The organism is Mycobacterium sp. 852002-51971_SCH5477799-a (assembly GCF_001667145.1).
Lineage (GTDB): Bacteria > Actinomycetota > Actinomycetes > Mycobacteriales > Mycobacteriaceae > Mycobacterium.
This window is the reverse complement of record NZ_LZIF01000080.1, coordinates 1-23,982: the sequence shown is the minus strand read 5'-3', so window position 1 is coordinate 23,982 and position 23,982 is coordinate 1. Positions and strand designations below refer to the sequence as shown.

Below are 23,982 nucleotides of genomic sequence, written 5' to 3'. Positions count from 1 at the left end.
GTGGATTTCAGTCTGCCAGAGCACCTTCCGGGGCTGCTCGCCGAGATGGACGAGTTCATCGAGGCCGAGATCAAGCCGCTGGAACGCGAAAACATGCAGTACTTCGATCAGCGTCGCGAACACGCGCGCACCGATTGGGACAACGACGGAATCCCGACGCGCGAGTGGGAGGATCTGCTCGCCGAGATGCGCAGGCGAGCCGACAAGGCCGGCTGGCTGCGGTATGGATTGCCGACCTCACTGGGCGGCCGCGACGGCAGCAACGTCGACATGGCGGTCATCCGGGAATACTTGGCGCACAAGGGTCTTGGCCTACACAACGACCTGCAGAACGAATCGTCGATCGTCGGGAACTTCCCGCAGGTGATCATGATGGAGCGGTTCGGCACCGACGACCAACGCAAGCAGTGGTCGGAGGCGCTGATCACCGGGGAACGGTCCATGGCGTTCGGCCTGACCGAGCCGCAGCATGGTTCGGATGCGACCTGGCTACAGACACGCGCCGAACGCGACGGTGATAGCTGGGTGATCAACGGCGCCAAGCGGTTCAACACCGGAGTGCACCGCGCGACCCACGACCTGGTCTTCGCACGCACTTCCGGCGAACCGGGAGCCGCCCGGGGCATCACTGCGTTCCTGGTGCCGACCGATTCGCCCGGATTCAACGTCCCCTACTACTGGTGGACGTTCAACATGCCCACCGACCACGGCGAAGTCGAGCTGACCGATGTTCGCATTCCCGCCGACGCGGTACTCGGCGAGGTCGACGGCGGCCTGGAGGTCGGCCAAACCTTTTTGCACGAGAACCGGATTCGGCAGGCTGCGAGCAGCCTGGGCGCCGCACAGTACTGCATCGACCGCGCCGCCGAATACGCCGCCGGCCGAAAAGTGTTCGGCAAGCCGCTGTCGGTCAACCAGGCCGTGCAGTGGCCGCTGGCCGAGTTGGCGACCGAAGCGCAGATGGTGCGGCTGCTGGTGCAGTACGCCGCCTGGCATCTGGACCGCGACCACCACATGGAGGTCTCCGACAAGGTGTCGATGGCCAATTACCGCGCCAACCGGCTGGTCTGCGACGCCGCGGACCGGGCGATGCAGGTTTACGGTGGCCTCGGCTACAGCCGCCACGAGCAGTTCGAACACATCTACCGCCATCACCGTCGCTACCGAATCACCGAGGGCGCGGAGGAGATTCAAATTCGCCGGGTAGCGCAACGTCTGTTCAAATTCGGCAAGAACTGATGGACAAGGTCGTGTCAGCGGAACTGACCTCCAGACTGGCCACCGTGCTCACCGGGGCCACCGGCGTCGACACCGCGGTCGAGAACCTGCGCGCGTTGACCGGTGGCGCCAGCAGAACCACCTGGGCGTTCGATGCCGTCACCCACGCGCAGCGTCGCGCGCTGATCCTGCGCACCGGCCCGCCCGACGATGTGCATGCCGGCATGGAGCTCGAAGCCAGGACGCAGGCCGCCGCGGCGGCGGCGGGCGCGCCGGTCCCGCACGTGTTGATCGCCGACAATTCGCCTGTCGCACTGGGCAATCCGTTCCTGATCTGTGACGAAATCAAGGGCGAGACCATCGTTCGGCGCATCCAGCGACAGCTCGACGGCGCAGGCGGGCAGACGTCCCGCACGCGGCTGCTGCAGCAGTGCGCGCAGGCGGTGGCCGCCATTCACCGCGCCGACACGAGCGTTCCTGACCTGACCCACGAAGACCAACTGGCCGAATGGCGCCATCGCCTCGACGACATGGGCGACACCACCGCAACCTTTGAATGGGGGTTTCGCTGGCTGGCCGCCCACCGTCCAGAACCGTCGCCGGCGGTGTTGGTACACGGCGACTTTCGGATGGGCAACCTCATCGTCGACGGGTCGGGCCTCGCGGCGGTGCTGGACTGGGAGCTGGTGCACATCGGGCAGGGGTACGAAGACCTGGCGTGGTTCTGCATCCGGGCCTGGCGATTCGGCGCGCCGGCCGGCCTCGGCGCCGGCGGCCTGGGCAGCATCGAAAGCTTCTTGCGAGCCTACGAGCAGGCCAGCGGGGTCACCGTCGACCGGGTGGCGTTTCACTGGTGGCTGGTGTTGGCCACCTTGCGCTGGGGTGTCATCTGCCGCTTCCAGGCGGAACGGCACTTGAACGGGCACAACCGCTCGGTCGAGCTGGCCACCATCGGCCGCCGCGTCTGCGAGACCGAGTGGGACCTCCTCAACCTGCTCGAGGCGCGGCCATGAACGGCGCATACGGTCGTCCGCTGGCCGCCGAACTGGTTGCCGCGGTCGCCGAATTCCTGGAAACCGACGTGCGCGGTGCTACCGAGGGACAGGTCAACTTTCACGCCCGGGTCGCCGCCAACGCGCTGCGCATCGTCGAGCGCGAGCTGCTCGACGACAGCGAGGCGGAGTCCCGCGCGGCGCTGGCCGGCCTGGGTTTCGCCGACGAGGAACAGCTGGCCGCGGCGATACGGGCCGGTGACATGGACGGGCACGCGGACCAGGTCACCGCGTGCCTGCGCATCCTGGTGCGACGTCGATTGGCCGTCGCCCACCCCGGCTACGACAGCGAATAGCTCGACGATCAGATAGGAGCCAGACATGCCCGCTTCCGGCACCGAGACGGTTCTCGATGCGGCCAATCGCCTGTTCACGGCAATCGAGCGAAGCGATGTCGCCGCGGTCGACGCGATGTGGAGCAACGACATCACAGTGTGGCGCGTCGGCTCGCGGCGCGACGACGACAAGTCCCGCGCCATGCGCGTCATCGATTGGTTCATCGGGGCGACCGCGCAGCGTCGCTACGAAATCCTGGACCGGCAGCTCTTCGACGACGGGTCCGTTCGGGGCTTCGTCCAGCAGCACATCCTGCACGCCACCGGGCATGCCGGGCAGTCGATCTCGCTGCGGGTCTGCATCGTGATCCGGGTCGGCACGGATGGCCTGATCGAGCGGATCGACGAATACTTCGATCCCGCCGGGATCGCGCCGCTGATGAACTAGCGCTACATTCGCCACGACACATTTGGGGGTGACGATGACGACTTTGGAGACACTGCTGCACGATCCCGACATGGCCGGCGTGTGGAATTTGGCCCCGGATCGCTCGGCCATCACGTTCAAAATCAGGAACATGTGGGGCCTGGTGAACGTCAAGGGCCGCTTCACCGATTTCAGCGGCGACGGCCAACTGACCGGCAAGGGAGCGGTTTTCGGCCGCGCGGACATCCGGGCCGCCTCGCTGGACACCGGCATCGGCCGTAGGGACAAGCACCTGCGTTCGGCCGACTTCTTCGACGTCGACCGCTTTCCGGAGATCAGCGTCGTCGTCACCGCGGTCCACCCGACCAAAGGCAAGGCCGCCGACCTGCGTGCCAGCTTCACGATCAAGGGTGTCACGGCGGAGGTGACACTGCCCGTCGTGATCTCCGAGCTCGACGACGGCTCGATCCGAATCACCGGCGAAACCAAGCTCGATCGGGACCGGTTCGACCTGGATTGGAACCGGGGCGGCATGATCGGCTCGACGGCGACGGTCGCGGCGGACGCCATCTTCGTGCGGGTATCGCAATAAAGATTCTGCGGGCACCCCGCTGAACCCGGTGCGGCACCAGTAGCATCTGCACCGTGTCCGACTCCACCGTCGCCCTGCGGATCCTCGTCTACAGCAACAATGCCCATACCCGCGAACGGGTGATGCGGGCGCTGGGCAAGCAGCTGCATCCCGATCTGCCCGAGCTGAGCTACGTCGAGGTGGCGACCGGGCCCATGGTGATTGCGACGATGGACAAGGGCGGCATCGACTTGGCCATCCTGGACGGCGAGGCCACCCCGACCGGCGGCATGGGAATCGCGAAGCAGCTCAAAGACGAACTCGAGACCTGCCCACCCCTGGTCGTGCTGACCGGGCGGCCCGACGATGCGTGGTTGGCTTCCTGGTCGCGTGCCGAGGGCGCGGTGCCGCATCCCATCGACCCCATCCTGCTCGGCCGAACGGTGTTGAACCTGCTGCGAGCCCCGGTTCGCTGATCCGGTCCACGCCGCGCCCCTGCCGCGGACGTACCTTCCCGGCCGCCGAATGCGGCAGTCCTGACAACTTGGGCCCCCTCACCAAGGCCACCGCCACTAGTCGCGACGTTGCTGACGACGAGCCATTCGCCCTGGCGATGCCGTTGATCTTGACCGCCGCAGCGATCGGCGCAGCCGCGCCTTTGCTGGTGTTCCCGGGGCAGCTGGTACGACAGTTCGCGTGCGGCGGCGAGCGTTGGTTTCACCGGCTATCGACTTTGCGCAGCACAGCGCGACGTGGCACCGCCGATACGGCAAAACGTCCACCCCGGGCAAGCGCGCCGCACGCCGCGACGCTATGTTGTAAATCACTGTGACGTGCCTGCGGCCCGGCTCGTCACAGCAGCCCGGCTACCGCCTGGCCGCTGCAGGCGGCTCGTACGACGGATCATGGAGCGAGTTGAACGTCTACATACCCATCTTGGTGCTAGGCGCCATTGCCACTGCCTTTGCCGTGGGCTCGGTGGCGATCGCGAGCCTGGCCGGCCCGTCACGTTTCAACAAGTCGAAGATGTCGGCATACGAGTGTGGAATCGAACCCACCGAGACGTCGGTGAGCGGCCCGCATGCGACAGCCGGGCAGCGCTTTCCGGTGAAGTACTACCTCACCGCGATGCTCTTCATCGTCTTCGACATCGAAATCGTGTTCCTGTATCCCTGGGCCGTCAGCTATGACGCGCTGGGCACCTTCGCTCTGGTCGAAATGGTGATTTTCATGCTGACGGTTTTCGTGGCCTACGCCTACGTGTGGCGCCGCGGCGGCCTGACGTGGGATTGAGGGGAAGACGTGGGTCTTGAGGAACAGCTGCCCGGTGGGATTCTGCTGTCCACAGTCGAGAAGGTCGCGGGCTACGTCCGCAAGAACTCACTGTGGCCGGCGACCTTCGGCTTGGCCTGCTGCGCCATCGAGATGATGGCAACGGCCGGGCCAAGATTCGACCTCGCCCGGTTCGGCATGGAGCGATTCTCGGCGACCCCCCGGCAGGCCGATCTGATGATCGTCGCCGGACGGGTCAGCCAGAAGATGGCTCCGGTGTTGCGACAGATCTACGACCAGATGGCCGAACCGAAATGGGTGCTGGCCATGGGCGTGTGCGCGTCATCCGGCGGGATGTTCAACAACTACGCGGTGGTGCAGGGCGTCGATCACGTGGTCCCGGTGGACATCTACCTGCCCGGCTGCCCGCCGCGACCCGAGATGCTGCTGTACGCAATCCTGAAGCTGCACGAGAAGATTCAGGAGATGCCGCTGGGCGTCAACCGGGAGACCGCGATCGCCGAAGCCGAGCAGGCGGCGCTGTCGGCCCGGCCCACGATCGAGATGCGCGGACTGCTGCGATGAGTTCACCGGACCAAGACCCGAAAGAAGCAATCAGCCGCGCCGACGAAGAAGTCATCGACGTGCGCCGCGGGATGTTCGGCGCCAAGGGCTCGGGTGACACGTCCGGTTACGGGCGGCTGGTACGCGAAGTCCTGCTCCCGGGCAGCAGCCCGCGGCCCTACGGCGGCTACTTCGACGAGGTGGTCGACGGCCTGGCCGCGGCTTTGAACAACGACAACGTCGAGTTCACCGACGCCATCGAAAAAGTCGTGGTGTACCGCGACGAACTGACCTTGCACGTCCGGCGCGACGCGCTGGAGCAGGTCGCTCACCGGTTGCGCGACGACCCGCAACTGCGCTTCGAAATGTGCCTGGGCGTCAGCGGGGTGCACTACCCGAACGAGACGGGACGCGAACTGCACGCGGTCTATCCGTTGCAGTCGATCACGCACAATCGCCGCGTTCGCCTGGAAGTGTCTGCGCCCGACGGTGATCCGCACATTCCCTCGCTGTTCCGGATTTATCCGACGACCGACTGGCACGAGCGGGAGACCTACGACTTCTTCGGCATCATCTTCGACGGGCACCCATCCCTGACCCGCATCGAGATGCCGGACGACTGGCACGGGCACCCCCAGCGCAAGGACTACCCCCTCGGCGGAATTCCCGTCGAATACAAAGGCGCACAGATACCCCCGCCCGACGAGCGGAGAGCGTACAACTGATGAGCACTACCACTGAATCGACGCACGACGGCGCCGGCGAGACCTTCGTGGTCGCCGGTGGCCAGGACTGGGACAAGGTCGTCGAAGCCGCCCGCGGTGTCGATCCCGGCGAACGCATCGTCGTCAACATGGGGCCCCAGCATCCGTCCACGCATGGGGTGTTGCGACTGATCCTGGAGATCGAGGGCGAGACGGTCACCGACGTCCGGTGCGGCATCGGGTATTTGCACACCGGCATCGAAAAGAACCTCGAATACCGCTACTGGACCCAGGGCGTCACCTTCGTGACCCGGATGGATTACCTCGCACCGTTTTTCAACGAGACGGCCTACTGCCTGGGTGTGGAGAAGCTGCTCGGCATCACCGATCAGATTCCGGAGCGGGTCAACGTGATCCGGGTGATGATGATGGAGCTCAACCGGATCTCGTCGCATCTGGTGGCATTGGCTACCGGCGGCATGGAACTGGGCGCCATGACCCCGATGTTCGTCGGATTCCGCGGACGCGAGATCGTGCTGACCCTGTTCGAGTCGATCACCGGCCTGCGAATGAACAGCGCCTACATCCGCCCCGGGGGCGTGGCGCAGGACTTACCGCCTAACGCTGAAGCCGAGATCGTCGAAGGCCTCAAGGAACTCAGGCAAGTCCTGCGCGACATGGGCGGCCTGCTCAACGAGAACGCCATCTGGAAGGCCCGCACCCAGGACGTCGGATATCTGGATCTGACCGGTTGTATGGCGCTGGGCATCACCGGCCCCATCCTGCGTGCCACCGGGCTTCCCCACGATCTGCGCAAGAGCGAACCGTACTGCGGATACGAAAACTACGAATTCGACGTAATCACCGAAGACACGTGTGATGCTTACGGGCGCTACATGATTCGCGTCAACGAGATGTGGGAGTCGATCAAGATCGTCGAGCAGTGTCTGGACAAATTGAAGCCCGGCCCGACCATGGTCGAGGACCGCAAGATCGCCTGGCCGGCCGACCTGAAGGTGGGCCCCGACGGCTTGGGTAACTCACCGGAACACATCGCCAAGATCATGGGCGGCTCCATGGAGGCGTTGATTCACCACTTCAAACTGGTCACCGAGGGCATCAGGGTTCCGGCGGGCCAGGTCTACACGGCGGTCGAATCGCCGCGCGGCGAGCTGGGCGTGCACATGGTCAGCGATGGCGGTACCCGGCCCTACCGGGTGCACTACCGAGACCCCTCGTTCACCAATCTGCAGGCGGTCGCCGCGATGTGCGAGGGCGGGATGGTCGCCGACCTGATCACCGCGGTCGCCAGCATCGACCCGGTGATGGGCGGGGTGGACCGGTGACCGGGCCGCAGGGACAGCCGGTCTTCATCCGGCTCGGCCCACCGCCCGACGAGCCCAACGCGTTCGTCGTGGAGGGTGCGCCCAAGACGTATCCACCCGAGGTGCGGTCCCGGCTGGAGGTCGACGCCAAGGAGATCATGGGCCGCTACCCCGACAAGCGGTCGGCGCTGTTGCCGTTGCTGCACCTGGTGCAAGCCCAGGATTCCTACCTGACACCGGCGGGCCTGGATTTCTGCGGTGAGCAGCTGGGGCTCACCGGGGCCGAGGTTTCCGCGGTCGCGAGCTTCTACACCATGTATCGGCGCGGCCCCACCGGCGAATATCTGGTGGGTGTCTGCACAAACACGTTGTGCGCCATCATGGGTGGCGATGCCATCTTCGACGCCCTGAAGGAACATCTGGGCGTCGGCAACGACGAGACCACCGCCGACGGATCGGTCACGCTGCAGCACATCGAATGCAATGCCGCCTGCGATTTCGCACCCGTGGTGATGGTGAACTGGGAGTTCTTCGACAACCAAACGCCGGAGTCGGCACGCGAACTCGTCGACTCGCTGCGTTCCGGCGAGCCGAAGTCGCCCACTCGTGGTGCCCCACTGTGCGTCTTCCGCGAGACTTCGCGCATCCTGGCCGGCCTGCCCGACGAGCGTCCTGACCAGGGCCAGGGCGGCGCCGGTGCGGCCACCCTGGCCGGCCTGAAGGTCGCCAAGGAACTCGGCATGGAGGCGCCCAGCGCGCCGGAAGGCCAGTAATGACAACAACTTCTGACAACCAGGCGACACCGCTGACGCCGGTCATCAGCCGGTTCTGGGACGATCCCGAATCCTGGACCCTCGAGACCTACCACCGCCACGGCGGCTACGAGGCGATGAAGAAGGCGCTGGCGATGGAGCCCGACGCGGTGATCGGGATGGTGAAGGATTCCGGGCTGCGCGGGCGCGGCGGCGCGGGATTCTCGACGGGGACGAAGTGGTCGTTCATCCCGCAGGGCGACACCGGCGCGGCCGCCAAACCCCATTACCTGGTGGTCAACGCCGACGAGTCGGAACCCGGTACGTGCAAAGACATTCCGCTGATGCTGGCGACGCCTCATGTCCTCGTCGAGGGCGTCATCATCGCCTCGTACGCGATCCGGGCCAGCCACGCGTTCATCTATGTGCGCGGGGAGGTGCTGCCGGTCCTGCGCCGCCTGCAGAACGCGGTCGCCGAGGCCTACGCCGCCGGCTACCTGGGCCGCGACATCAACGGCTCGGGCTTCGACCTGGAGCTGGTGGTGCACGCCGGGGCCGGCGCCTACATCTGCGGCGAAGAAACCGCGCTGCTGGACTCGCTGGAAGGCCGCCGCGGCCAGCCGCGGCTGCGCCCGCCGTTCCCGGCCGTGGCCGGACTCTACGGCTGCCCGACGGTGATCAACAATGTCGAGACGATCGCGAGCGTGCCGGCGATCATCGGCAACGGCGTGGACTGGTTCCGCTCGATGGGCAGCGAGAAATCCCCGGGCTTCACGCTATATTCGCTGTCCGGCCACGTCACCCGGCCCGGCCAGTACGAGGCCCCGCTGGGAATCACGTTGCGGGAGTTGCTCGCCTACGCCGGCGGCGTGCGGGCCGGGCATCGGCTCAAATTCTGGACACCCGGCGGGTCGTCGACCCCGCTGCTGACCGACGAGCACCTCGACGTGCCCCTGGACTACGAGGGTGTCGGCGGTGTGGACTCGATGCTGGGCACGAAGGCGCTGGAGATCTTCGACGAGACCACCTGCGTGGTCCGTGCCGTGCGGCGCTGGACCTACTTCTACAAGCACGAGTCGTGCGGAAAATGCACGCCGTGCCGGGAGGGCACCTTCTGGCTGGATCAGATCTACGAGCGGCTGGAAACCGGTAAGGGCACCGACGAGGACATCCAGAAGTTGCTGGACATCTCCGACACCATTCTGGGGAAGTCGTTCTGCGCCTTGGGCGATGGTGCCGCCAGCCCGGTGATGTCGTCGATCAAGTTCTTCCGCGACGAATACGTCGCGCACGTCGAGGGCGGCGGATGCCCCTTCGATCCACGAGACTCCATGCTGACGGCGGAGCGCGACGGCGCGAAAGGGTAAGACTCGATGACTAGCGCGGCCAAGACCGAGACCGGCGACGAGGTGCGTCCGCCGGAGATGGTGACGCTGACCATCGACGGCAACGAGATCAGCGTTCCCAAGGGAACTTTGGTGATCCGTGCCGCCGAATTGATGGGCATCCAGATCCCGCGGTTCTGCGACCACCCGCTGCTGGAACCCGTCGGCGCGTGCCGGCAGTGCCTGGTCGAGGTCGAAGGTCAGCGCAAGCCGATGGCCTCGTGCACCACCGTCGCCACCGACGACATGGTAGTCCGCACCCAGCTCACCTCGGAGGCCGCGGACAAGGCTCAGCACGGTGTGATGGAGCTGCTGCTCATCAACCACCCGCTGGACTGCCCGATGTGCGACAAGGGCGGTGAATGCCCGCTGCAGAACCAGGCAATGTCCAACGGCCGCGCCGATTCTCGCTTCACCGACGTCAAGCGCACCTTCGCCAAGCCGATCAACATCTCGTCACAGGTCTTACTGGACCGGGAGCGCTGCATCCTGTGCGCGCGCTGCACCCGGTTCTCCGAGCAGATCGCCGGCGACATCTTCATCGACATGCAGGAACGAGGCGCCCTCCAGCAGGTCGGCATTTACGCCAACGAACCGTTCGACTCCTACTTCTCGGGCAACACCGTGCAAATCTGCCCGGTGGGCGCACTGACCGGGTCCTCGTACCGGTTCCGGGCCCGCCCTTTCGACTTGGTCTCCAGCCCCAGCGTCTGCGAGCACTGCGCTTCCGGGTGCGCGCAGCGCACCGACCACCGCCGCGGCAAGGTGCTGCGCCGGCTGGCCGGCGACGACCCCGAAGTCAACGAGGAGTGGAACTGCGACAAGGGCCGGTGGGCGTTCAACTACGCGACTCAGGCCGATGTGCTCACCACTCCCCTGATCCGCGACGCCGACGGCTCGCTGCAACAGGCGTCGTGGTCTCACGCGATCGCCGTCGCGACAAAGGGCCTCGAAGCGGCGCGTGGCCGCACGGGTGTGCTGGTCGGCGGCAGGGCGACCTTGGAGGACGCCTACGCCTACTCCAAGTTCGCGCGTATCGTGTTGGATAGCAACGACATCGACTTTCGGGCCCGCCCGAGCTCGGCCGAGGAGGCCGACTTCCTGGCCGCCAAGATCGCCGGCCAACCGATCACCGTCAGCTACGCCGATCTGGAATCGGCGCCGGTCGTCGTGCTGGCCGGATTCGAGCCCGAGGACGAGTCGCCCATCGTCTTCCTGCGGTTGCGCAAGGCGGCCCGCAAGCACGGATTGCCGATCTACGCCATCGCGCCTTTCGCCACGCGCGCGCTGACCAAGGTGTCCGGGCGGCTGATCAAAACCGTTCCCGGCGCAGAAGCTTCGGCACTGGACGGGTTGGCCACCGGTGAGGTGGGCGATCTGCTCTCCACCGCGGGGGCGGTCATCATGGTCGGCGAACGGCTGGCCACGGTGCCGGGCGGATTATCGGCCGCGGCTCGGCTCGCCGACACCACCGGCGCCCGCCTGGCCTGGGTGCCGCGTCGCGCCGGCGAGAGGGGCGCGCTGGAAGCCGGTGCGTTGCCGGGGCTGCTGCCCGGTGGCCGACCCATCGACGACGAGACCGCCCGGGCGCAGGTTGCCCAGGCGTGGAACGTCTCCGAATTGCCCTCCGGCAGTGGACGTGACGCCGACGGTATCGTCGCCGCCGCCGCCGACGGCACGCTGGGCGCCCTGCTCGTAGGCGGTGTCGAGCCCAACGACTTCGACGATCCGCAAGCGGTGCTGGCGGCGCTCGACGGTGTCGGCTTCGTGGTCAGCTTGGAGCTGCGGCACAGCGCCGTAACCGAACGCGCCGACGTCGTGTTTCCGGTCGCGTCGACGACGCAGAAGGCCGGCGTATTCGTCAACTGGGAGGGTCGCTTCCGGCCGTTCGAAGCGGCGCTGCGCGGCACCGCCCAGCAGGCCAGCCAATCCGACCACCAGGTGCTCGACACGCTTGCCGACGAAATGGGTGTGTATCTGGGCATGTCCACCGTCGCCACGGCCCGCGAAGAACTGGCCGCGCTGCGGCACTGGGACGGTAAGCGCGCCGCGAGCCCGGACGTCGCGGCCGCGGAGCCGGCCCAGCCCGCCGCGGGCGAGGCGATACTGGCCGGCTGGCGGATGCTGTTGGACAACGGCCGATTACAAGACGGCGAGCCGCATCTGGCGGGAACCGCGCGCGAGCCCGTCGCCCGGCTGTCCGCCGATACGGCGGCCGAGATCGGCGCCGCCGACGGCGACGCGGTCACCGTCAGCACGTCGCACGGATCCATCAGCCTGCCGCTGGTGATCACCGACATGCCCGACCGGGTGGTGTGGCTTCCGGTGAACTCGCCCGGTTCGGCGATGCACCGCCAACTCGGCGTATCGGTTGGCAGCACCGTCAAGATCGGAGTTGGCTCATGACAGCGTTGACCGCGTTCGGGCACGACACCTGGTGGTTGGTGCTCGGTAAGGCGCTGGCGATCTTCGCATTCCTCATGCTGAACGTGCTGGTGGCGATTCTGCTCGAACGCAAGGTCCTCGGCTGGATGCAGCTGCGGCCCGGGCCCAACCGTGTCGGGCCGTGGGGTGCCCTGCAGAGCCTGGCCGACGGAATCAAGTTGGCGCTCAAGGAAACCATCACCCCGGGCGGCGTCGACAAGTTCGTCTATTTCGCGGCGCCGGTCATCTCCACGATTCCGGCGTTCACCGCCTTCGCGTTCATCCCGTTTGGTCCGGTCGTGTCGGTGTTCGGACACCGCACGCCGCTGCAGCTGACCGACCTGCCGGTCGCGGTGCTGTTCATTCTGGGACTGTCGGCGATCGGTGTGTACGGAATCGTGCTGGGCGGTTGGGCTTCCGGGTCCACCTACCCGCTGCTCGGCGGGGTGCGCTCCACCGCCCAGGTCATCTCCTACGAAGTGGCGATGGGGCTTTCGTTCGCGGCGGTATTCCTCTACGCCGGCTCGATGTCCACCTCGCAGATCGTCGCAGCGCAGGACCGGGTCTGGTACGCGTTCCTGCTGCTGCCCTCGTTCGTGATCTACCTGATCTCGATGGTCGGCGAAACCAACCGGGCGCCTTTCGATTTGCCCGAGGCCGAGGGTGAGCTGGTCGCGGGATTCCACACCGAGTACTCGTCACTGAAGTTCGCGATGTTCATGCTGGCCGAGTACGTCAACATGATGACGGTCTCGTCGCTGGCCACCGTCTTGTTCTTCGGTGGGTGGCACGCGCCGTGGCCGCTGAACATGTGGGCGGGCGCCAACACCGGCTGGTGGCCGGTGCTGTGGTTCACCGCGAAGATGTGGACCTTCCTGTTCATCTACTTCTGGCTGCGGGCCTCGCTGCCCCGGCTGCGCTACGACCAGTTCATGGGTCTGGGCTGGAAGCTGCTGATCCCGGCCTCGCTGGTTTGGGTGCTGATCGCCGCCGTCATTCGCACGCTGCGCAACCAGGGCTTCCAGCACTGGACCCCGATCCTGGTGGCATGCAGCATCGTGTTCGCCACGGTGCTCGTGCTGTTGCTGCGAAAGCCGTTCAGCGCGCCGGGCATTCGCGCGCTGGAGAAACAGTTGCGCCGCGAGGCGAAGAAGCTGCCTGCCGCGGAAAGCCCGACACCGGTATTCCCGACACCGCCGCTGCCGATGAAGTCCCTGGCGGCTGCGAGCAAGGAGGAAGCACGTGGCTAAATTCTTGGACGCCGTGGCCGGATTCGGCGTGACGTTCGGATCGATGTTCAAAAAGAACGTCACCGAGGAGTATCCGGAGAAGCCGGGCCCCGTCATGCCGCGCTACCACGGCCGTCACCAGCTGAACCGCTACCCCGACGGTCTGGAGAAGTGCATCGGGTGCGAATTGTGCGCCTGGGCGTGCCCGGCCGACGCCATCTACGTCGAGGGCGCGGACAACACCGAGGAACTCAGGTATTCGCCCGGGGAACGCTACGGCCGGGTCTACCAGATCAACTATCTGCGCTGCATCGGTTGCGGACTGTGCATAGAGGCCTGCCCCACGCGGGCGCTGACCATGACCAATGACTACGAGATGGCCGACGACAACCGCGCGGACCTGATCTACGAGAAGGACCGGCTACTGGCGCCGCTGCTGCAAGACATGCTCGCGCCGCCGCACCCCAGGGTCGAAGGCGCAACCGATAAGGATTACTACCAAGGCAATGTGACCGCAGAGGGGTTGCGGGAGACCCAGCAGTCCGGAGACTCCCGGTGATCGGATTGACCGGCCACGCCGTCGTCGTGGCATCGAGTTTTGCGCAAGACACCATCGTCCGCACGTCCACCGGTGAAGCGGTCGCCTTCTGGATGCTGGGCGTCCTGGCCGTGCTCGGCGCGATCGGTGTGGTCACCGCCGTCAACGCCGTGTACTCGGCGATGTTTTTGGCGATGACAATGATCATCCTGGCGGTCTTCTACATGATTCAGGACGCGCTGTTCTTGGGTGTGGTCCAAGTCGTGGTCTACACCGGCGCGGTGATGATGCTGTTCTTGTTCGTGCTGATGCTCATCGGTGTGGACTCCGCGGAATCCCTCAAGGAGACGCTGCGCGGCCAGCGGATCGCCGCGGTGGCGGCGGGTATGGGGTTCGGCATTCTGCTCATCGCCGCCATCGGCAACTTGTCCACCGGCGGTTTCGCCGGGCTCACCACAGCCAACGCCAACGGCAACGTGGAAGGGCTGGCGGCGCTGATATTTTCGCGGTACCTGTGGGCGTTCGAGCTCACCAGCGCGCTGCTGATCACCGCGGCCATCGGTGCGATGGTGCTGGCGCACCGCGAGCGCTTCGAGCGCCGCAAGACACAGCGCGAGCTCTCCCAGGAACGATTCCAGGCAGGCGGGCACCCCACCCCGATGCCCAGCCCCGGTGTGTACGCACGCCACAACGCCGTCGACGTGGCCGCGTTGCTGCCGGACGGCTCGTACTCGAAGCTTTCGGTGTCGCCGCTGCTGCAAAGTCGCGGCGCCGACGGCAAGAGGACCACTTCCACCGAGCCGAGCCCGACTCTCTCACAAGGCGGTACGTCGTGAATCCGGCTAACTACCTGTACCTTTCGGCACTCCTGTTCACCATCGGCGCCTCCGGTGTGTTGTTGCGCCGCAACGCCATCGTCATGTTCATGTGCGTCGAGCTGATGCTCAACGCGGTCAACCTCGCCTTCGTCACGTTCGCGCGGATGCACGGCCATCTGGACGGGCAGATGATCGCGTTCTTCACGATGGTCGTCGCCGCATGCGAGGTGGTCATCGGCCTGGCCATCATCATGACCATCTTCCGTACCCGCAAATCGGCATCCGTCGACGACGCGAATCTACTCAAAGGCTGAAGACGCCAACATGACTCAATACACGTGGCTGCTGGTGGCCCTGCCATTGGCGGGCGCCGCAATCCTGCTGTTCGGCGGGCGACGCACCGACCGGTGGGGGCATTGGCTGGGCTGCGCTACCGCGCTCGCGGCATTCGCGGTGGGCGTGAGCCTGCTCAGCGAGCTGCTCGGCCGCGCCGCCGACGACCGCGTCATCCACCAGAAGGTGTTCAGCTGGATCCCCGTCGGCCAGCTCCAAGTAGACCTCGGGCTGCAAATCGACCAGCTGTCGGTGTGTTTCGTGCTGCTGATCACCGGGGTCGGGTCACTGATCCACATCTATTCGGTCGCCTACATGGCAGAAGATGTCGACCGCCGAAGGTTTTTCGGTTACCTCAACCTGTTCCTGGCGTCGATGCTGCTGCTGGTCGTCGCCGACAACTACGTCGTGCTCTACGTCGGCTGGGAAGGCGTCGGCCTGGCGTCCTACCTGTTGATCGGATTCTGGTATCACAAGCCGACGGCGGCCACCGCGGCCAAGAAAGCGTTCGTGATGAACCGGGTCGGCGATGCCGGGCTGGCCCTGGGAATGTTCTTGATGTTCAGCACTTTCGGCACCCTGTCGTATGCCGGGGTGTTCACCGCCGCACCGGCCGCCAATCATGGCGCGCTGACCGCCATGGGACTGCTCTTGCTGCTGGGCGCCTGCGCCAAATCCGCCCAAGTCCCACTGCAGGCCTGGCTGGGTGACGCCATGGAGGGCCCCACCCCGGTGTCCGCGCTGATCCACGCCGCCACCATGGTGACCGCCGGCGTGTATCTGATCGTGCGGTCCAACCCGCTGTACAACCTGTCCCCCGACGCGCGGCTGGCCGTGGTCATCGTGGGTGCGGTCACGCTGCTGCTCGGAGCTTTCATCGGCTGCGCGAAGGACGACATCAAGCGGGCGCTGGCCGCATCGACGATGAGCCAGATCGGCTACATGGTGCTGGCGGCCGGCCTCGGCCCGGCCGGCTACGCCTTCGCGATCATGCACCTGCTCACCCACGGTTTCTTCAAGGCCGGGTTGTTCCTCGGCTCCGGCGCGGTGATTCACGCGATGCACGAAGAACAGGACATGCGCCGCTACGGCGGTTTGCGCGCGGCGCTACCCATCACGTTCGTCACCTTCGGCCTGGGCTATCTCGCGATCATCGGCGTGCCACCCTTCGCGGGCTACTTCTCCAAGGACGCCATCATCGAGGCGGCGCTGGCCGCCGGTGGCACCCAGGGTTACCTGCTGGGTGGCGCCGCGCTACTGGGTGCCGGCGTCACCGCGTTCTACATGACGCGCGTGATGCTCATGACCTTCTTCGGCAAGAAACGCTGGAGCCCCGGTGCCCACCCACATGAGGCGCCGGCCCTGATGACGTGGCCGATGATCCTGCTCGCCGTCGGCTCGGTGTTCTCCGGTGGCCTGCTGGCGGTAGGGGGCACCCTGCAGAGCTGGCTCGAACCGGTCGTCGGAAAGCATGAGGAAGTCACCCACGCGTTCCCAGCCTGGGTCAGCTCCGCGCTGGCGCTAGGTGTCGTGGTCATCGGCATCGCGGTGGCCTACCGGCTGTACGCGAAGATTCCGATCCCGCGGGTGGCCCCGCTCTCCGTGTCGGCGTTGACGACGGCGGTACGCAGCGACTTATACGGCGACGCCTTCAACGAGGAGGTCTTCATGCGCCCGGGTGCGCACCTAACTCACGCGCTCGTCGAGGTCGACAATGCGGGCGTCGACGGCTCGGTCAACGCACTGGCCGCGCTGGTGAGCTCGACATCAAACCGCTTGCGGGGGTTGCAAACCGGCTTCGCCCGCAACTACGCATTGTCGATGCTGACGGGCGCGGTGCTGGTTGTCGCGCTGATCCTGGCGGTGCGGCTGTGGTGATTCGTGCCGGCGACGATGCGATGGGAAGCGATGATGAGGAGCGGCGCTGGTGAATAGCGTTCCATGGCTGAGCGTGCTGTGGCTGATGCCGCTGGCCGGCTCCGTGTTGATCATCCTGATGCCGCCCGGGCTGCGACAGCTCGCCAAGTGGACCGGTCTGGTCTTCGGCGTACTGACCCTGGTGGTGGCCATCGTGGTCACGGTCGGGTTCAAGACCGGTGGCGCGCCTTACCAATTCGTCGAAAAGCACCAGTGGATCCCGGCGTTCGGCGCCGGCTACACCCTGGGTGTGGACGGCATCGCGGTGGTGCTGGTGCTGCTGACGGCGGTGCTGATTCCGGTGCTGCAGGTGGCCGGCTGGAACGACGGGGATGAAGCTGACGACCCGCTGCGCCCGGCTGGCTTGCGATCGTCAGGTGGCAATGCTGACGACCCGCTGCGCCCGGCTTCGCCGCGCTTGCGATCGTCAGGTGCCAATGCTGACGACCCGCTGCGCCCGGCTTCGCCGCGCTTGCGATCGTCAGGTGCCAATGCTGACGACCCGCTGCGCCCGGCTTCGCCGCGCTTGCGATCGTCAGGTGCCAATGCTGACGACCCGCTGCGCCCGGCTTCGCCGCGCTTGCGATCGTCAGGTGGCGAGCGCAGCCGGGGGGTGCAGGCCTACATCGCCTTGACGCTGGCGATCGAGTCGATGGTGCTGATCTCGGTCGTCGCGCTGGACGTGTTGCTGTTCTACGTCTTCTTCGAGGCCATGCTCATCCCGATGTATTTCCTGATCGGGGGGTTCGGCGGCGGGCCAGGCAGGTCGCGCGCGGCCGTGAAGTTCTTGTTGTACAACCTGTTCGGTGGGTTGATCATGCTGGCCGCGGTGATCGGGCTGTACGTGGTGACCTCGGAACACGGTTCGGGCACCTTCGACTTCCGCGAGATCGTGGCCGGCGTCGCCTCCGGTCGCTATGGCGCGGACTCCGCGGTGTTCAAGGCGCTGTTCCTGGGCTTCATGTTCGCGTTCGCGATCAAGGCCCCGCTATGGCCGTTCCACCGGTGGCTGCCCGACGCCGCGGTCGAAGCCACCCCTGCCACCGCGGTGCTGATGATGGCGGTGATGGACAAGGTCGGCACCTTCGGCATGCTGCGATACTGCCTGCAGTTGTTCCCGGGCGCCTCAACGTATTTCCGCCCCCTGATCGTCGTGCTGGCGGTCATCGGGGTGATCTACGGCGCGATCGTCGCCATCGGCCAGACCGACATCATGCGGCTGATCGCCTACACGTCGATCTCGCACTTCGGATTCATCATCCTGGGCATCTTCGTGATGACCAGCCAGGGGCAGAGCGGGTCGACGCTGTACATGCTCAACCACGGCCTGTCCACGGCCGCGGTCTTCCTGATCGCCGGGTTCCTGATATCGCGGCACGGCAGCCGCACGATCGCCGACTACGGCGGCGTGCAGAAGGTGGCGCCGGTATTGGCAGGCACCTTCCTGGTCTCGGCCATGGCCACCCTGTCACTGCCGGGCCTGGCGCCGTTCATCAGCGAATTCCTGGTGCTGCTGGGCACTTTCAACCGGTACTGGCTGGCCGCCGCATTCGGGGTCACGGCGCTGGTGCTCTCGGCGGTCTACATGCTGTGGCTCTACCAACGCGTGATGACCGGACCGGTCGTCAGCGGCAACGAGAAGATCGGCGATCTGCGCGCACGCGAATTGATCGTCGTCGCACCGCTGATCGCGCTGCTACTCGTGCTCGGCATCTACCCCAAGCCCGTGCTCGACATCATCAATCCCGCCGTCGAGAACACCATGACCACCATGGGCCAGCATGACCCGAAGCCGACCGTCCCGGTGGGAACACCCAGACCGGCCGAACCACACCGGACCGCCGAAGGACCGCGATGACCCTCCCTACCCCGAGCATTCAGTACTTCCTGCTCTGTCCGACGCTCATCGTGTTCGGCGTGGCCGTGGTGGGCGTCCTCGCAGAGGCGTTCCTGCCCAGGCGAATTCGCTACACCGCGCAGGTGACGCTCTCGCTCGCCGGTTTGATCGCGGCATTCGTCGCGGTCATCGCCGTGAGCCGCTCGATCCAAATCCCGGGCCGGGTGGCGGTTTTGGGCGCCATGGCCATCGACCGCCCGACGCTGTATCTGCAGGGCACGGTGCTGCTGGTCGCGGTGATGGCGGTCATCTTCATCGCCGAGCGCGCCCAGCCCAAAGCGGAGAGCAAGGTGTCCGTGGGAGTCGGCAAGGCCGGCTCGGGCGGCCTGGACTCCTTCACGCCGCAGGCATCGGCGGTGCCCGACGGCGACGCCGAGCGCGAGGCCGAGCGGGCCGGGGCCGCCCAGACGGAGCTGTTCCCGCTGGCGCTGCTATCAGTCGGCGGCATGATGGTCTTCCCCGCATCCAACGACCTGCTGACCATGTTCGTCGCACTGGAAGTGTTGTCCCTGCCGCTATACCTGATGTGCGGCCTGGCCCGTCATCGTCGCCTGCTCTCGCAGGAAGCGGCGATGAAATACTTTCTGCTGGGCGCGTTTTCCTCGGCGTTCTTCCTCTACGGTGTCGCGCTGCTCTACGGCGCGACCGGCACGCTGCTGCTGACGGGTATCCGTGATGGGCTGGCCGCGCACGGCGACACCTCGATGGCGTTGGTGGGCGTCGCGCTGCTCTCGGTGGGCCTGCTGTTCAAGGTCGGTGCCGTTCCGTTCCACTCGTGGATTCCCGACGTGTACCAGGGCGCGCCGACGCCCATCACCGGCTTCATGGCGGCGGCTACCAAGGTCGCAGCTTTCGGTGCGCTGCTTCGGGTTATCTATGTGGCGCTGCCGCCGCTGCACGATCAGTGGCGCCCGGTGCTGTGGGCCATCTCCATCCTGACCATGGCGGTCGGCACCATCACCGCGGTGAACCAGACCGACGTCAAACGCATGCTGGCCTACTCGTCGGTCGCCCACGTCGGATTCATCCTCACCGGCGTCATCGCCGATAACCACACGGGCCTGTCCGCCACGTTGTTCTACCTGCTGGCCTACAGTTTCAGCACCGTCGGCGCGTTCGCGATCGTCGGCCTCATCCGTGACGCCGACGGAGTCGAAGACGCCACCCTGTCGCACTGGGCGGGGCTGGGGCAACGCTCACCCATTGTGGGCGTGATGTTTTCGATGTTCTTGCTGGCGTTCGCCGGCATCCCCCTGACCAGCGGATTCGTCAGCAAGCTGGCGGTCTTCAAGGCGGCCGCACAGGGCGGCGCCGTGCCCCTGGTGATCGTCGGTGTGGTCGCCAGCGGCGTCGCCGCCTACTTCTACGTGCGGGTGATCGTGTCGATGTTCTTCACCGAGGCGACCGAGGACACTCCGCACGTGGTCGCGCCGGGCTTCTTGAGCAAGGCCGCCATCGCGGTGTGTGCCGCGGTCACGGTGGCACTGGGCATCTTCCCGCAGCCGCTGCTCGATTTGGCCGACCAGGCCGCCGAGCTGCTGCACTGACGTCGTCGGCCGGCGTCACCGGTCAACTCATGAACGGTCGGATGGCCAGCAGGTAGATCACCAATGCACCCAGCGGGGCCACCAGTGGCAACCATGGCAACTGCAAGGGAAACGACGTCGCGACCAACCCGGCGAACGTAAACCCGACGGCGCCGGCCGCCGTCGGCCAGCTGTTCAACACCACCGGGGTGGACGCGCCGACCGCATGGCGGCATACCAGGTAGGCGGCGGCGCACAAACCGGACAGCGCGACGAATATCACCGACGGGTCGGACAGCATTGCGGTGACCGTGGCCAGCAGCACGGCAACCGTTGCGGCGGAGCGAAATACGATGCCGACCGCGACCGCAATCAGCGCCGCCACCCAGGCGGCCACCGGCGAGCCACGCCAACCATCGGCGGCCAGGCCGACCATGAGCAGACCGAAGCCCGTCGCGAACGCGGGCGCCCCAACCCGCGTCAGCGTGCTCACGCCGTTATCCACGCAGCCTCCCCCGCACTCGCCGGCGGCGATCCGGCAGCACACCCATGGACTGCTCAAGACCGCTATCGCCCGGCCACGACACGATGTCCACGCCGATGGTGGCCATGTCGCGATACATGGCGGAGCGTTGCAGCGCCCACATCCGATCCACCAACGGATCCTGTTCGTCTTCGAACGGCGAACGATCGAGAATGTCGACGGCCAGCACGACATGACCGCGCTTGCGCAGATTGATCAGGGCCAAGGCGAATTCGGTGTCGAGCAGGGTGGAGAACGCGATGACGATCGCCCCTGCGGGAACCGCCGCGCGCGGCGCCAATGTGCCCGTGGTCTGTTCGAATCGGTCGCCGGCGTTCAGGACGGTGTCGAGCACCCGATAGAACTGGCGCTGCCCGATGTCCGCGCCCAGCCAACGCGGATGGTTGCCCCCGAGAGCGACGATGCCGGCCCGATCACCGTGGCGCAATGCGGTTTGCACCACCTGCGCCGCCCCGCGCACGACGCGTTCGGTGGCCTCGGTCGCCGGACCCGCGGGCTGCCGGTAGCCATCGATCAAGACCACCACGTCGGCGGCGCGGTCGGTCAATCGCTGTGTCACATGCAATTGGCCGCGGCGCGCGCTCACCGGCCAATTGACCGCGCGCAGTTGGTCGCCCGGCACATAGAGGCGAATGTCGGCGTACTCCACACCTGGACCGACATGGCGGGTCAGGTGGGCGCCCAATCGGTCGAGCAGCTCGGTCTGCGGGATGGGCGTCTGCTGTGGCGGCGTCAAGGGAAACACGATGACCTCGGCGGCCCCGACCGTGGCCTTCCCGCTGAGCAGCCCGCCGCGGGCAACGACGTCGATGCGAGCCGCGATGGAGTACCGGCCCCAGCGCCGCGCGGCGGCTGTGACGGATTTCCGTTGAGCCACCTCGGATTCGGCGATTTCGAGCTCCATGCCCGCGATGTCCGGCACCGTGACCTGCACTGCCGAATCCCCGTCTTCTTCGGTTGTCCAAATCCTGATGTGCGCCTGGTCGTTTTCGAAGCAACGCTGCGCGTCAGGCTCGCCATGCACCTGAATCGTTGGGACCGGCCGCTGCCAGCTGATCGAACACAGCACGCCGAGCAGCGGTGCCGCGAACGCGATCAGCTGCCACCGCGAGCCGATCACGGCGGCGGCCATCGCGAACCCCGCGCACGTCGCGATCGCTCGCGTCAATTCCGATGCACGCCAGCGAAACTCGACCCCGACGCTGGACGTCACGCCGGGTTCTCTCCCCCGCCGGTGCCGGTTCGCGGCACAGGTAGGCGGTGCAGCAGCTCTCCGATTACGTCGGCGCCCTGGATCTTTCGTACCCACATCTCGGGGCGCAGGGTGATCCGGTGTGAGACCGCCGCGATGGCCAGCGCCTTCACATCCTCGGGGATGACGTAGTCGCGGCCGAGCAGCAGCGCGCGGGCCCGGGCGAGTTGCACGAGATCGAGTTCGGCGCGTGGGCTGGCGCCCACCGCAACCTGCGGATGGTGTCGCGTCGCATTGGCCAGCGACACCACATAGTGCAGGACGTCTTCGTGCACGGTCACCTGCTCCACCGATTCACGCATGGCCAGCAGGTCGTGTGCGTCCACGACTTGATTGACCGTCGGTTCCGCCGAACCGCGTTCGAGGCGGCGGCGCAACATCGAGGTCTCGTCCCGCTCGTTGAGATAACGCAGTTCCAGCCGGATCGCGAACCGGTCGAGCTGCGCCTCGGGCAGCGGATAAGTCCCCTCGTACTCGATCGGGTTGTCGGTGGCCAGCACGATGAAAGGCGCTGGCAGCTGGTGCGTTTCGCCGTCGATACTGACCTGGCCTTCGGCCATCGCCTCCAGCAGCGCCGCCTGGGTTTTCGGCGGTGTGCGATTGATCTCGTCGGCCAGGAGCAAGTTGGTGAAGATGGGGCCGGGCCGGAACGCGAAACGGCCGGACTGCATGTCGTAGATCGTCGAGCCGAGCAGGTCTGCCGGCAGCAGATCGGGCGTGAACTGCACCCGGGTGAATTGCAACCCCAGCGCGGCGGCAAAGGATCTCGCGATCAGCGTCTTGCCGAGGCCGGGCAGGTCTTCGATGAGGATGTGGCCGCGCGCGAGGACCGTGGTGAGGATAAGCCGCAGCGCGGAGCGCTTTCCCACCACTACGCGTTCTATTTCGTCGAGAATCGCCTCGCAGTGGGCGGTCGTGGTTGCGGCCGGCAGCGTCATGTCGGGATCGCGCCTCCTGTCATACCTGCTCCAGCTTTTGCAGGATCTCTTGCAGTGCCGCACGGCCCGGGCCGGGTTGGCGGTCACCGGTGCGAGTGACGTTGTTGGGATTGACCCATTCCCACAGTTCCGGGCCGAAGAGGATGCGCCCGGTTGCGTGGTAGGACACCGGATCCTTGGACTGCCTTTGGCCAGTTGTCATCTCGTAGCGGCGCGCGAGCATCGGGCGCAGATGCCGGTCCCAGTCGACTCGGGTGGACTCCGACCACCGAATCGTCGTCTCGGTGGTGGACAGCCAGCGGCGCAACGAATCCCCGAGATCGTCGGCGTCCGGCTCCGCGTCGGCTTCGTATCCACGCGCCAGGGCGCGACGCAGGCTGAGCAGCACCAGGGCCAGCCCCAGGCCGGAGGCCGCCAGCACCCACCGTCGATCATGCTGCGTCAATGCCAACAATTCGATGCCGATGATGAGGCAAATACCCAGGGACATAATCTTTTTCATGCCGCACTCCGCGAGCCCAGCTCGTCGAGGACCAGTCGAAGGACGCGCACCGCGGTGTCGCGGTGGCCCTCGTTCATCACGTGGGGGCTGAATCGCGCTTCGGCGAACAGGTTCACCAATTCAACGGCGTTGTCAGCGTGCAGAGCGTGGTGCTCAACCGCGCGGGCCAGCACCTCGGTCGGGGTGTCGAATTCCTGGGGCACCGCGCCGGGAACCTGTGCGAGTTCACGTTCCATCGCGGCATAGCAGGCGATGATCGCCGCTCGCGGCTCTCGGCTCAGGTCGGTCATCTCGGCCAATCCACGCTCGGCCGCTCGCGCCAGTGACTCCGAACGCGCTGGGGGCGCTGGGGCTTCCGCCGGCTCGTCGGCGATGGCCTGAGCCGCCGGACGCCAGCGCCGCCGCGCCGACGCGATAGTCCCGGCGACGAACATCGCCAACATCGCGACCGTGCAGGCGAGCAGGATCCCCAGCATGTTCTGCGAGGCGTCGCGAGGACGGTGCGGATGCTGCGGCGGG

At 66.3% G+C, this 23,982-nt stretch carries 25 protein-coding genes; 20 read left to right on the top strand and 5 right to left on the bottom strand.

From position 1 onward, the window contains the following. From A5753_RS09645 to nuoN, 20 genes are all read left to right on the top strand, one after another. The gene (locus A5753_RS09645) at window positions 1-1,239 is read left to right on the top strand and encodes an acyl-CoA dehydrogenase family protein (RefSeq protein ID WP_067126319.1); all 1,239 of its coding nucleotides are present in this window, start codon (window positions 1-3) and stop codon (window positions 1,237-1,239) included. 11 nt (window positions 1,240-1,250) lie between these two features. Further along, on the top strand, window positions 1,251-2,231 hold the full coding sequence (locus A5753_RS09640) for a phosphotransferase family protein (RefSeq protein ID WP_369829306.1): 981 nt from the start codon (window positions 1,251-1,253) through the stop codon (window positions 2,229-2,231). Further along, a complete protein-coding gene (locus A5753_RS24320) occupies window positions 2,228-2,566 on the top strand; it encodes a DUF6285 domain-containing protein (protein WP_067126313.1) in 339 nt (112 codons plus the stop codon). The genes A5753_RS09640 and A5753_RS24320 overlap by 4 nt, the downstream gene beginning before the upstream one ends. 25 nt (window positions 2,567-2,591) lie before the next feature. After that, window positions 2,592-2,993, top strand: coding sequence for a nuclear transport factor 2 family protein (locus A5753_RS09630; RefSeq protein WP_067126310.1), 402 nt, complete (start codon window positions 2,592-2,594; stop codon window positions 2,991-2,993). A gap of 34 nt (window positions 2,994-3,027) precedes the next feature. Continuing rightward, window positions 3,028-3,564 (top strand): YceI family protein, encoded by a 537-nt coding sequence (locus A5753_RS09625; protein ID WP_067126307.1) that lies wholly within the window; start codon window positions 3,028-3,030, stop codon window positions 3,562-3,564. A gap of 53 nt (window positions 3,565-3,617) precedes the next feature. After that, window positions 3,618-4,019: a hypothetical protein gene (locus tag A5753_RS09620; protein WP_067126304.1), complete on the top strand. Its 402-nt coding sequence runs from the start codon at window positions 3,618-3,620 to the stop codon at window positions 4,017-4,019. Window positions 4,020-4,458: 439 nt separating this feature from the next. Next, window positions 4,459-4,836, top strand: a complete 378-nt coding sequence (locus A5753_RS09615; RefSeq protein ID WP_007772880.1) for an NADH-quinone oxidoreductase subunit A — start codon at window positions 4,459-4,461, stop codon at window positions 4,834-4,836. A 9-nt stretch (window positions 4,837-4,845) separates the two neighbouring features. After that, window positions 4,846-5,400: an NADH-quinone oxidoreductase subunit B family protein gene (locus A5753_RS09610; RefSeq protein WP_067126301.1), complete on the top strand. Its 555-nt coding sequence runs from the start codon at window positions 4,846-4,848 to the stop codon at window positions 5,398-5,400. Beyond that, on the top strand, window positions 5,397-6,104 hold the full coding sequence (locus tag A5753_RS09605; RefSeq protein WP_067126298.1) for an NADH-quinone oxidoreductase subunit C: 708 nt from the start codon (window positions 5,397-5,399) through the stop codon (window positions 6,102-6,104). Before A5753_RS09610 ends, A5753_RS09605 begins: the two co-directional genes overlap by 4 nt. Then, complete coding sequence (gene nuoD, locus A5753_RS09600; protein WP_067126294.1) at window positions 6,104-7,429, top strand: NADH dehydrogenase (quinone) subunit D; 1,326 nt, start codon at window positions 6,104-6,106, stop codon at window positions 7,427-7,429. Before A5753_RS09605 ends, nuoD begins: the two co-directional genes overlap by 1 nt. Next, complete coding sequence (gene nuoE, locus A5753_RS09595) at window positions 7,426-8,181, top strand: NADH-quinone oxidoreductase subunit NuoE (RefSeq protein ID WP_067126291.1); 756 nt, start codon at window positions 7,426-7,428, stop codon at window positions 8,179-8,181. Before nuoD ends, nuoE begins: the two co-directional genes overlap by 4 nt. Continuing rightward, window positions 8,181-9,527, top strand: a complete 1,347-nt coding sequence (gene nuoF / locus A5753_RS09590; RefSeq protein ID WP_067126288.1) for an NADH-quinone oxidoreductase subunit NuoF — start codon at window positions 8,181-8,183, stop codon at window positions 9,525-9,527. The genes nuoE and nuoF overlap by 1 nt, the downstream gene beginning before the upstream one ends. 6 nt (window positions 9,528-9,533) lie before the next feature. After that, entirely contained in the window at window positions 9,534-11,951 is a 2,418-nt protein-coding gene (locus tag A5753_RS09585) for an NADH-quinone oxidoreductase subunit G (protein ID WP_067126285.1), read from the top strand. Window positions 11,952-11,956: 5 nt separating this feature from the next. Next, window positions 11,957-13,219: an NADH-quinone oxidoreductase subunit NuoH gene (gene nuoH, locus A5753_RS09580; RefSeq protein WP_067126380.1), complete on the top strand. Its 1,263-nt coding sequence runs from the start codon at window positions 11,957-11,959 to the stop codon at window positions 13,217-13,219. Continuing rightward, on the top strand, window positions 13,212-13,757 hold the full coding sequence (gene nuoI, locus A5753_RS09575; protein ID WP_067126283.1) for an NADH-quinone oxidoreductase subunit NuoI: 546 nt from the start codon (window positions 13,212-13,214) through the stop codon (window positions 13,755-13,757). The genes nuoH and nuoI overlap by 8 nt, the downstream gene beginning before the upstream one ends. Before the next feature lie 26 nt (window positions 13,758-13,783). Then, entirely contained in the window at window positions 13,784-14,572 is a 789-nt protein-coding gene (locus A5753_RS09570; protein WP_067126378.1) for an NADH-quinone oxidoreductase subunit J, read from the top strand. Next, window positions 14,569-14,868, top strand: a complete 300-nt coding sequence (gene nuoK / locus A5753_RS09565) for an NADH-quinone oxidoreductase subunit NuoK (RefSeq protein ID WP_007772892.1) — start codon at window positions 14,569-14,571, stop codon at window positions 14,866-14,868. Before A5753_RS09570 ends, nuoK begins: the two co-directional genes overlap by 4 nt. Window positions 14,869-14,878: 10 nt before the next feature. Beyond that, on the top strand, window positions 14,879-16,765 hold the full coding sequence (gene nuoL, locus A5753_RS09560) for an NADH-quinone oxidoreductase subunit L (RefSeq protein WP_067126280.1): 1,887 nt from the start codon (window positions 14,879-14,881) through the stop codon (window positions 16,763-16,765). Between the two features lie 49 nt (window positions 16,766-16,814). Then, window positions 16,815-18,662: an NADH-quinone oxidoreductase subunit M gene (locus A5753_RS09555; RefSeq protein WP_156656040.1), complete on the top strand. Its 1,848-nt coding sequence runs from the start codon at window positions 16,815-16,817 to the stop codon at window positions 18,660-18,662. Further along, window positions 18,659-20,248 carry an NADH-quinone oxidoreductase subunit NuoN gene (nuoN, locus tag A5753_RS09550; RefSeq protein ID WP_067126277.1) on the top strand — a complete coding sequence of 530 codons (1,590 nt, stop codon included), beginning with the start codon at window positions 18,659-18,661 and terminating at the stop codon, window positions 20,246-20,248. Before A5753_RS09555 ends, nuoN begins: the two co-directional genes overlap by 4 nt. A gap of 22 nt (window positions 20,249-20,270) precedes the next feature. Here the strand turns inward: nuoN and A5753_RS09545 are convergent, their stop codons facing one another. The 5 genes from A5753_RS09545 to A5753_RS09525 form a co-directional block, all read right to left on the bottom strand. Then, the gene (locus A5753_RS09545) at window positions 20,271-20,720 is read right to left on the bottom strand and encodes a hypothetical protein (RefSeq protein ID WP_067126375.1); all 450 of its coding nucleotides are present in this window, start codon (window positions 20,718-20,720) and stop codon (window positions 20,271-20,273) included. A 4-nt stretch (window positions 20,721-20,724) separates the two neighbouring features. Then, the gene (locus A5753_RS09540; protein WP_067126274.1) at window positions 20,725-21,984 is read right to left on the bottom strand and encodes a DUF58 domain-containing protein; all 1,260 of its coding nucleotides are present in this window, start codon (window positions 21,982-21,984) and stop codon (window positions 20,725-20,727) included. Then, window positions 21,981-22,961, bottom strand: a complete 981-nt coding sequence (locus tag A5753_RS09535) for a MoxR family ATPase (protein WP_067126272.1) — start codon at window positions 22,959-22,961, stop codon at window positions 21,981-21,983. Before A5753_RS09535 ends, A5753_RS09540 begins: the two co-directional genes overlap by 4 nt. 19 nt (window positions 22,962-22,980) lie before the next feature. Continuing rightward, entirely contained in the window at window positions 22,981-23,463 is a 483-nt protein-coding gene (locus A5753_RS09530; RefSeq protein ID WP_067126269.1) for a hypothetical protein, read from the bottom strand. Beyond that, window positions 23,460-23,982: DUF4129 domain-containing protein (locus tag A5753_RS09525; protein ID WP_156656039.1), on the bottom strand; the 523-nt coding region annotated here is incomplete at its 5' end. The genes A5753_RS09525 and A5753_RS09530, both read right to left, overlap by 4 nt.

Excerpts from the sequence above, each read along its gene's own strand:
- A5753_RS24320 (WP_067126313.1), top strand. The coding sequence starts at position 2,228 with ATGAACGGCGCATACGGTCGTCCGCTGGCCGCCGAACTGGTTGCCGCG.
- A5753_RS09630 (WP_067126310.1), top strand. The coding sequence starts at position 2,592 with ATGCCCGCTTCCGGCACCGAGACGGTTCTCGATGCGGCCAATCGCCTG.
- A5753_RS09625 (WP_067126307.1), top strand. The coding sequence starts at position 3,028 with ATGACGACTTTGGAGACACTGCTGCACGATCCCGACATGGCCGGCGTG.
- A5753_RS09605 (WP_067126298.1), top strand. The coding sequence starts at position 5,397 with ATGAGTTCACCGGACCAAGACCCGAAAGAAGCAATCAGCCGCGCCGAC.
- nuoD (WP_067126294.1), top strand. The coding sequence starts at position 6,104 with ATGAGCACTACCACTGAATCGACGCACGACGGCGCCGGCGAGACCTTC.
- nuoF (WP_067126288.1), top strand. The coding sequence starts at position 8,181 with ATGACAACAACTTCTGACAACCAGGCGACACCGCTGACGCCGGTCATC.
- A5753_RS09585 (WP_067126285.1), top strand. The coding sequence starts at position 9,534 with ATGACTAGCGCGGCCAAGACCGAGACCGGCGACGAGGTGCGTCCGCCG.
- nuoL (WP_067126280.1), top strand. The coding sequence starts at position 14,879 with ATGACTCAATACACGTGGCTGCTGGTGGCCCTGCCATTGGCGGGCGCC.
- nuoN (WP_067126277.1), top strand. The coding sequence starts at position 18,659 with ATGACCCTCCCTACCCCGAGCATTCAGTACTTCCTGCTCTGTCCGACG.
- A5753_RS09535 (WP_067126272.1), bottom strand. The coding sequence starts at position 22,961 with ATGACGCTGCCGGCCGCAACCACGACCGCCCACTGCGAGGCGATTCTC.
- A5753_RS09530 (WP_067126269.1), bottom strand. The coding sequence starts at position 23,463 with ATGAAAAAGATTATGTCCCTGGGTATTTGCCTCATCATCGGCATCGAA.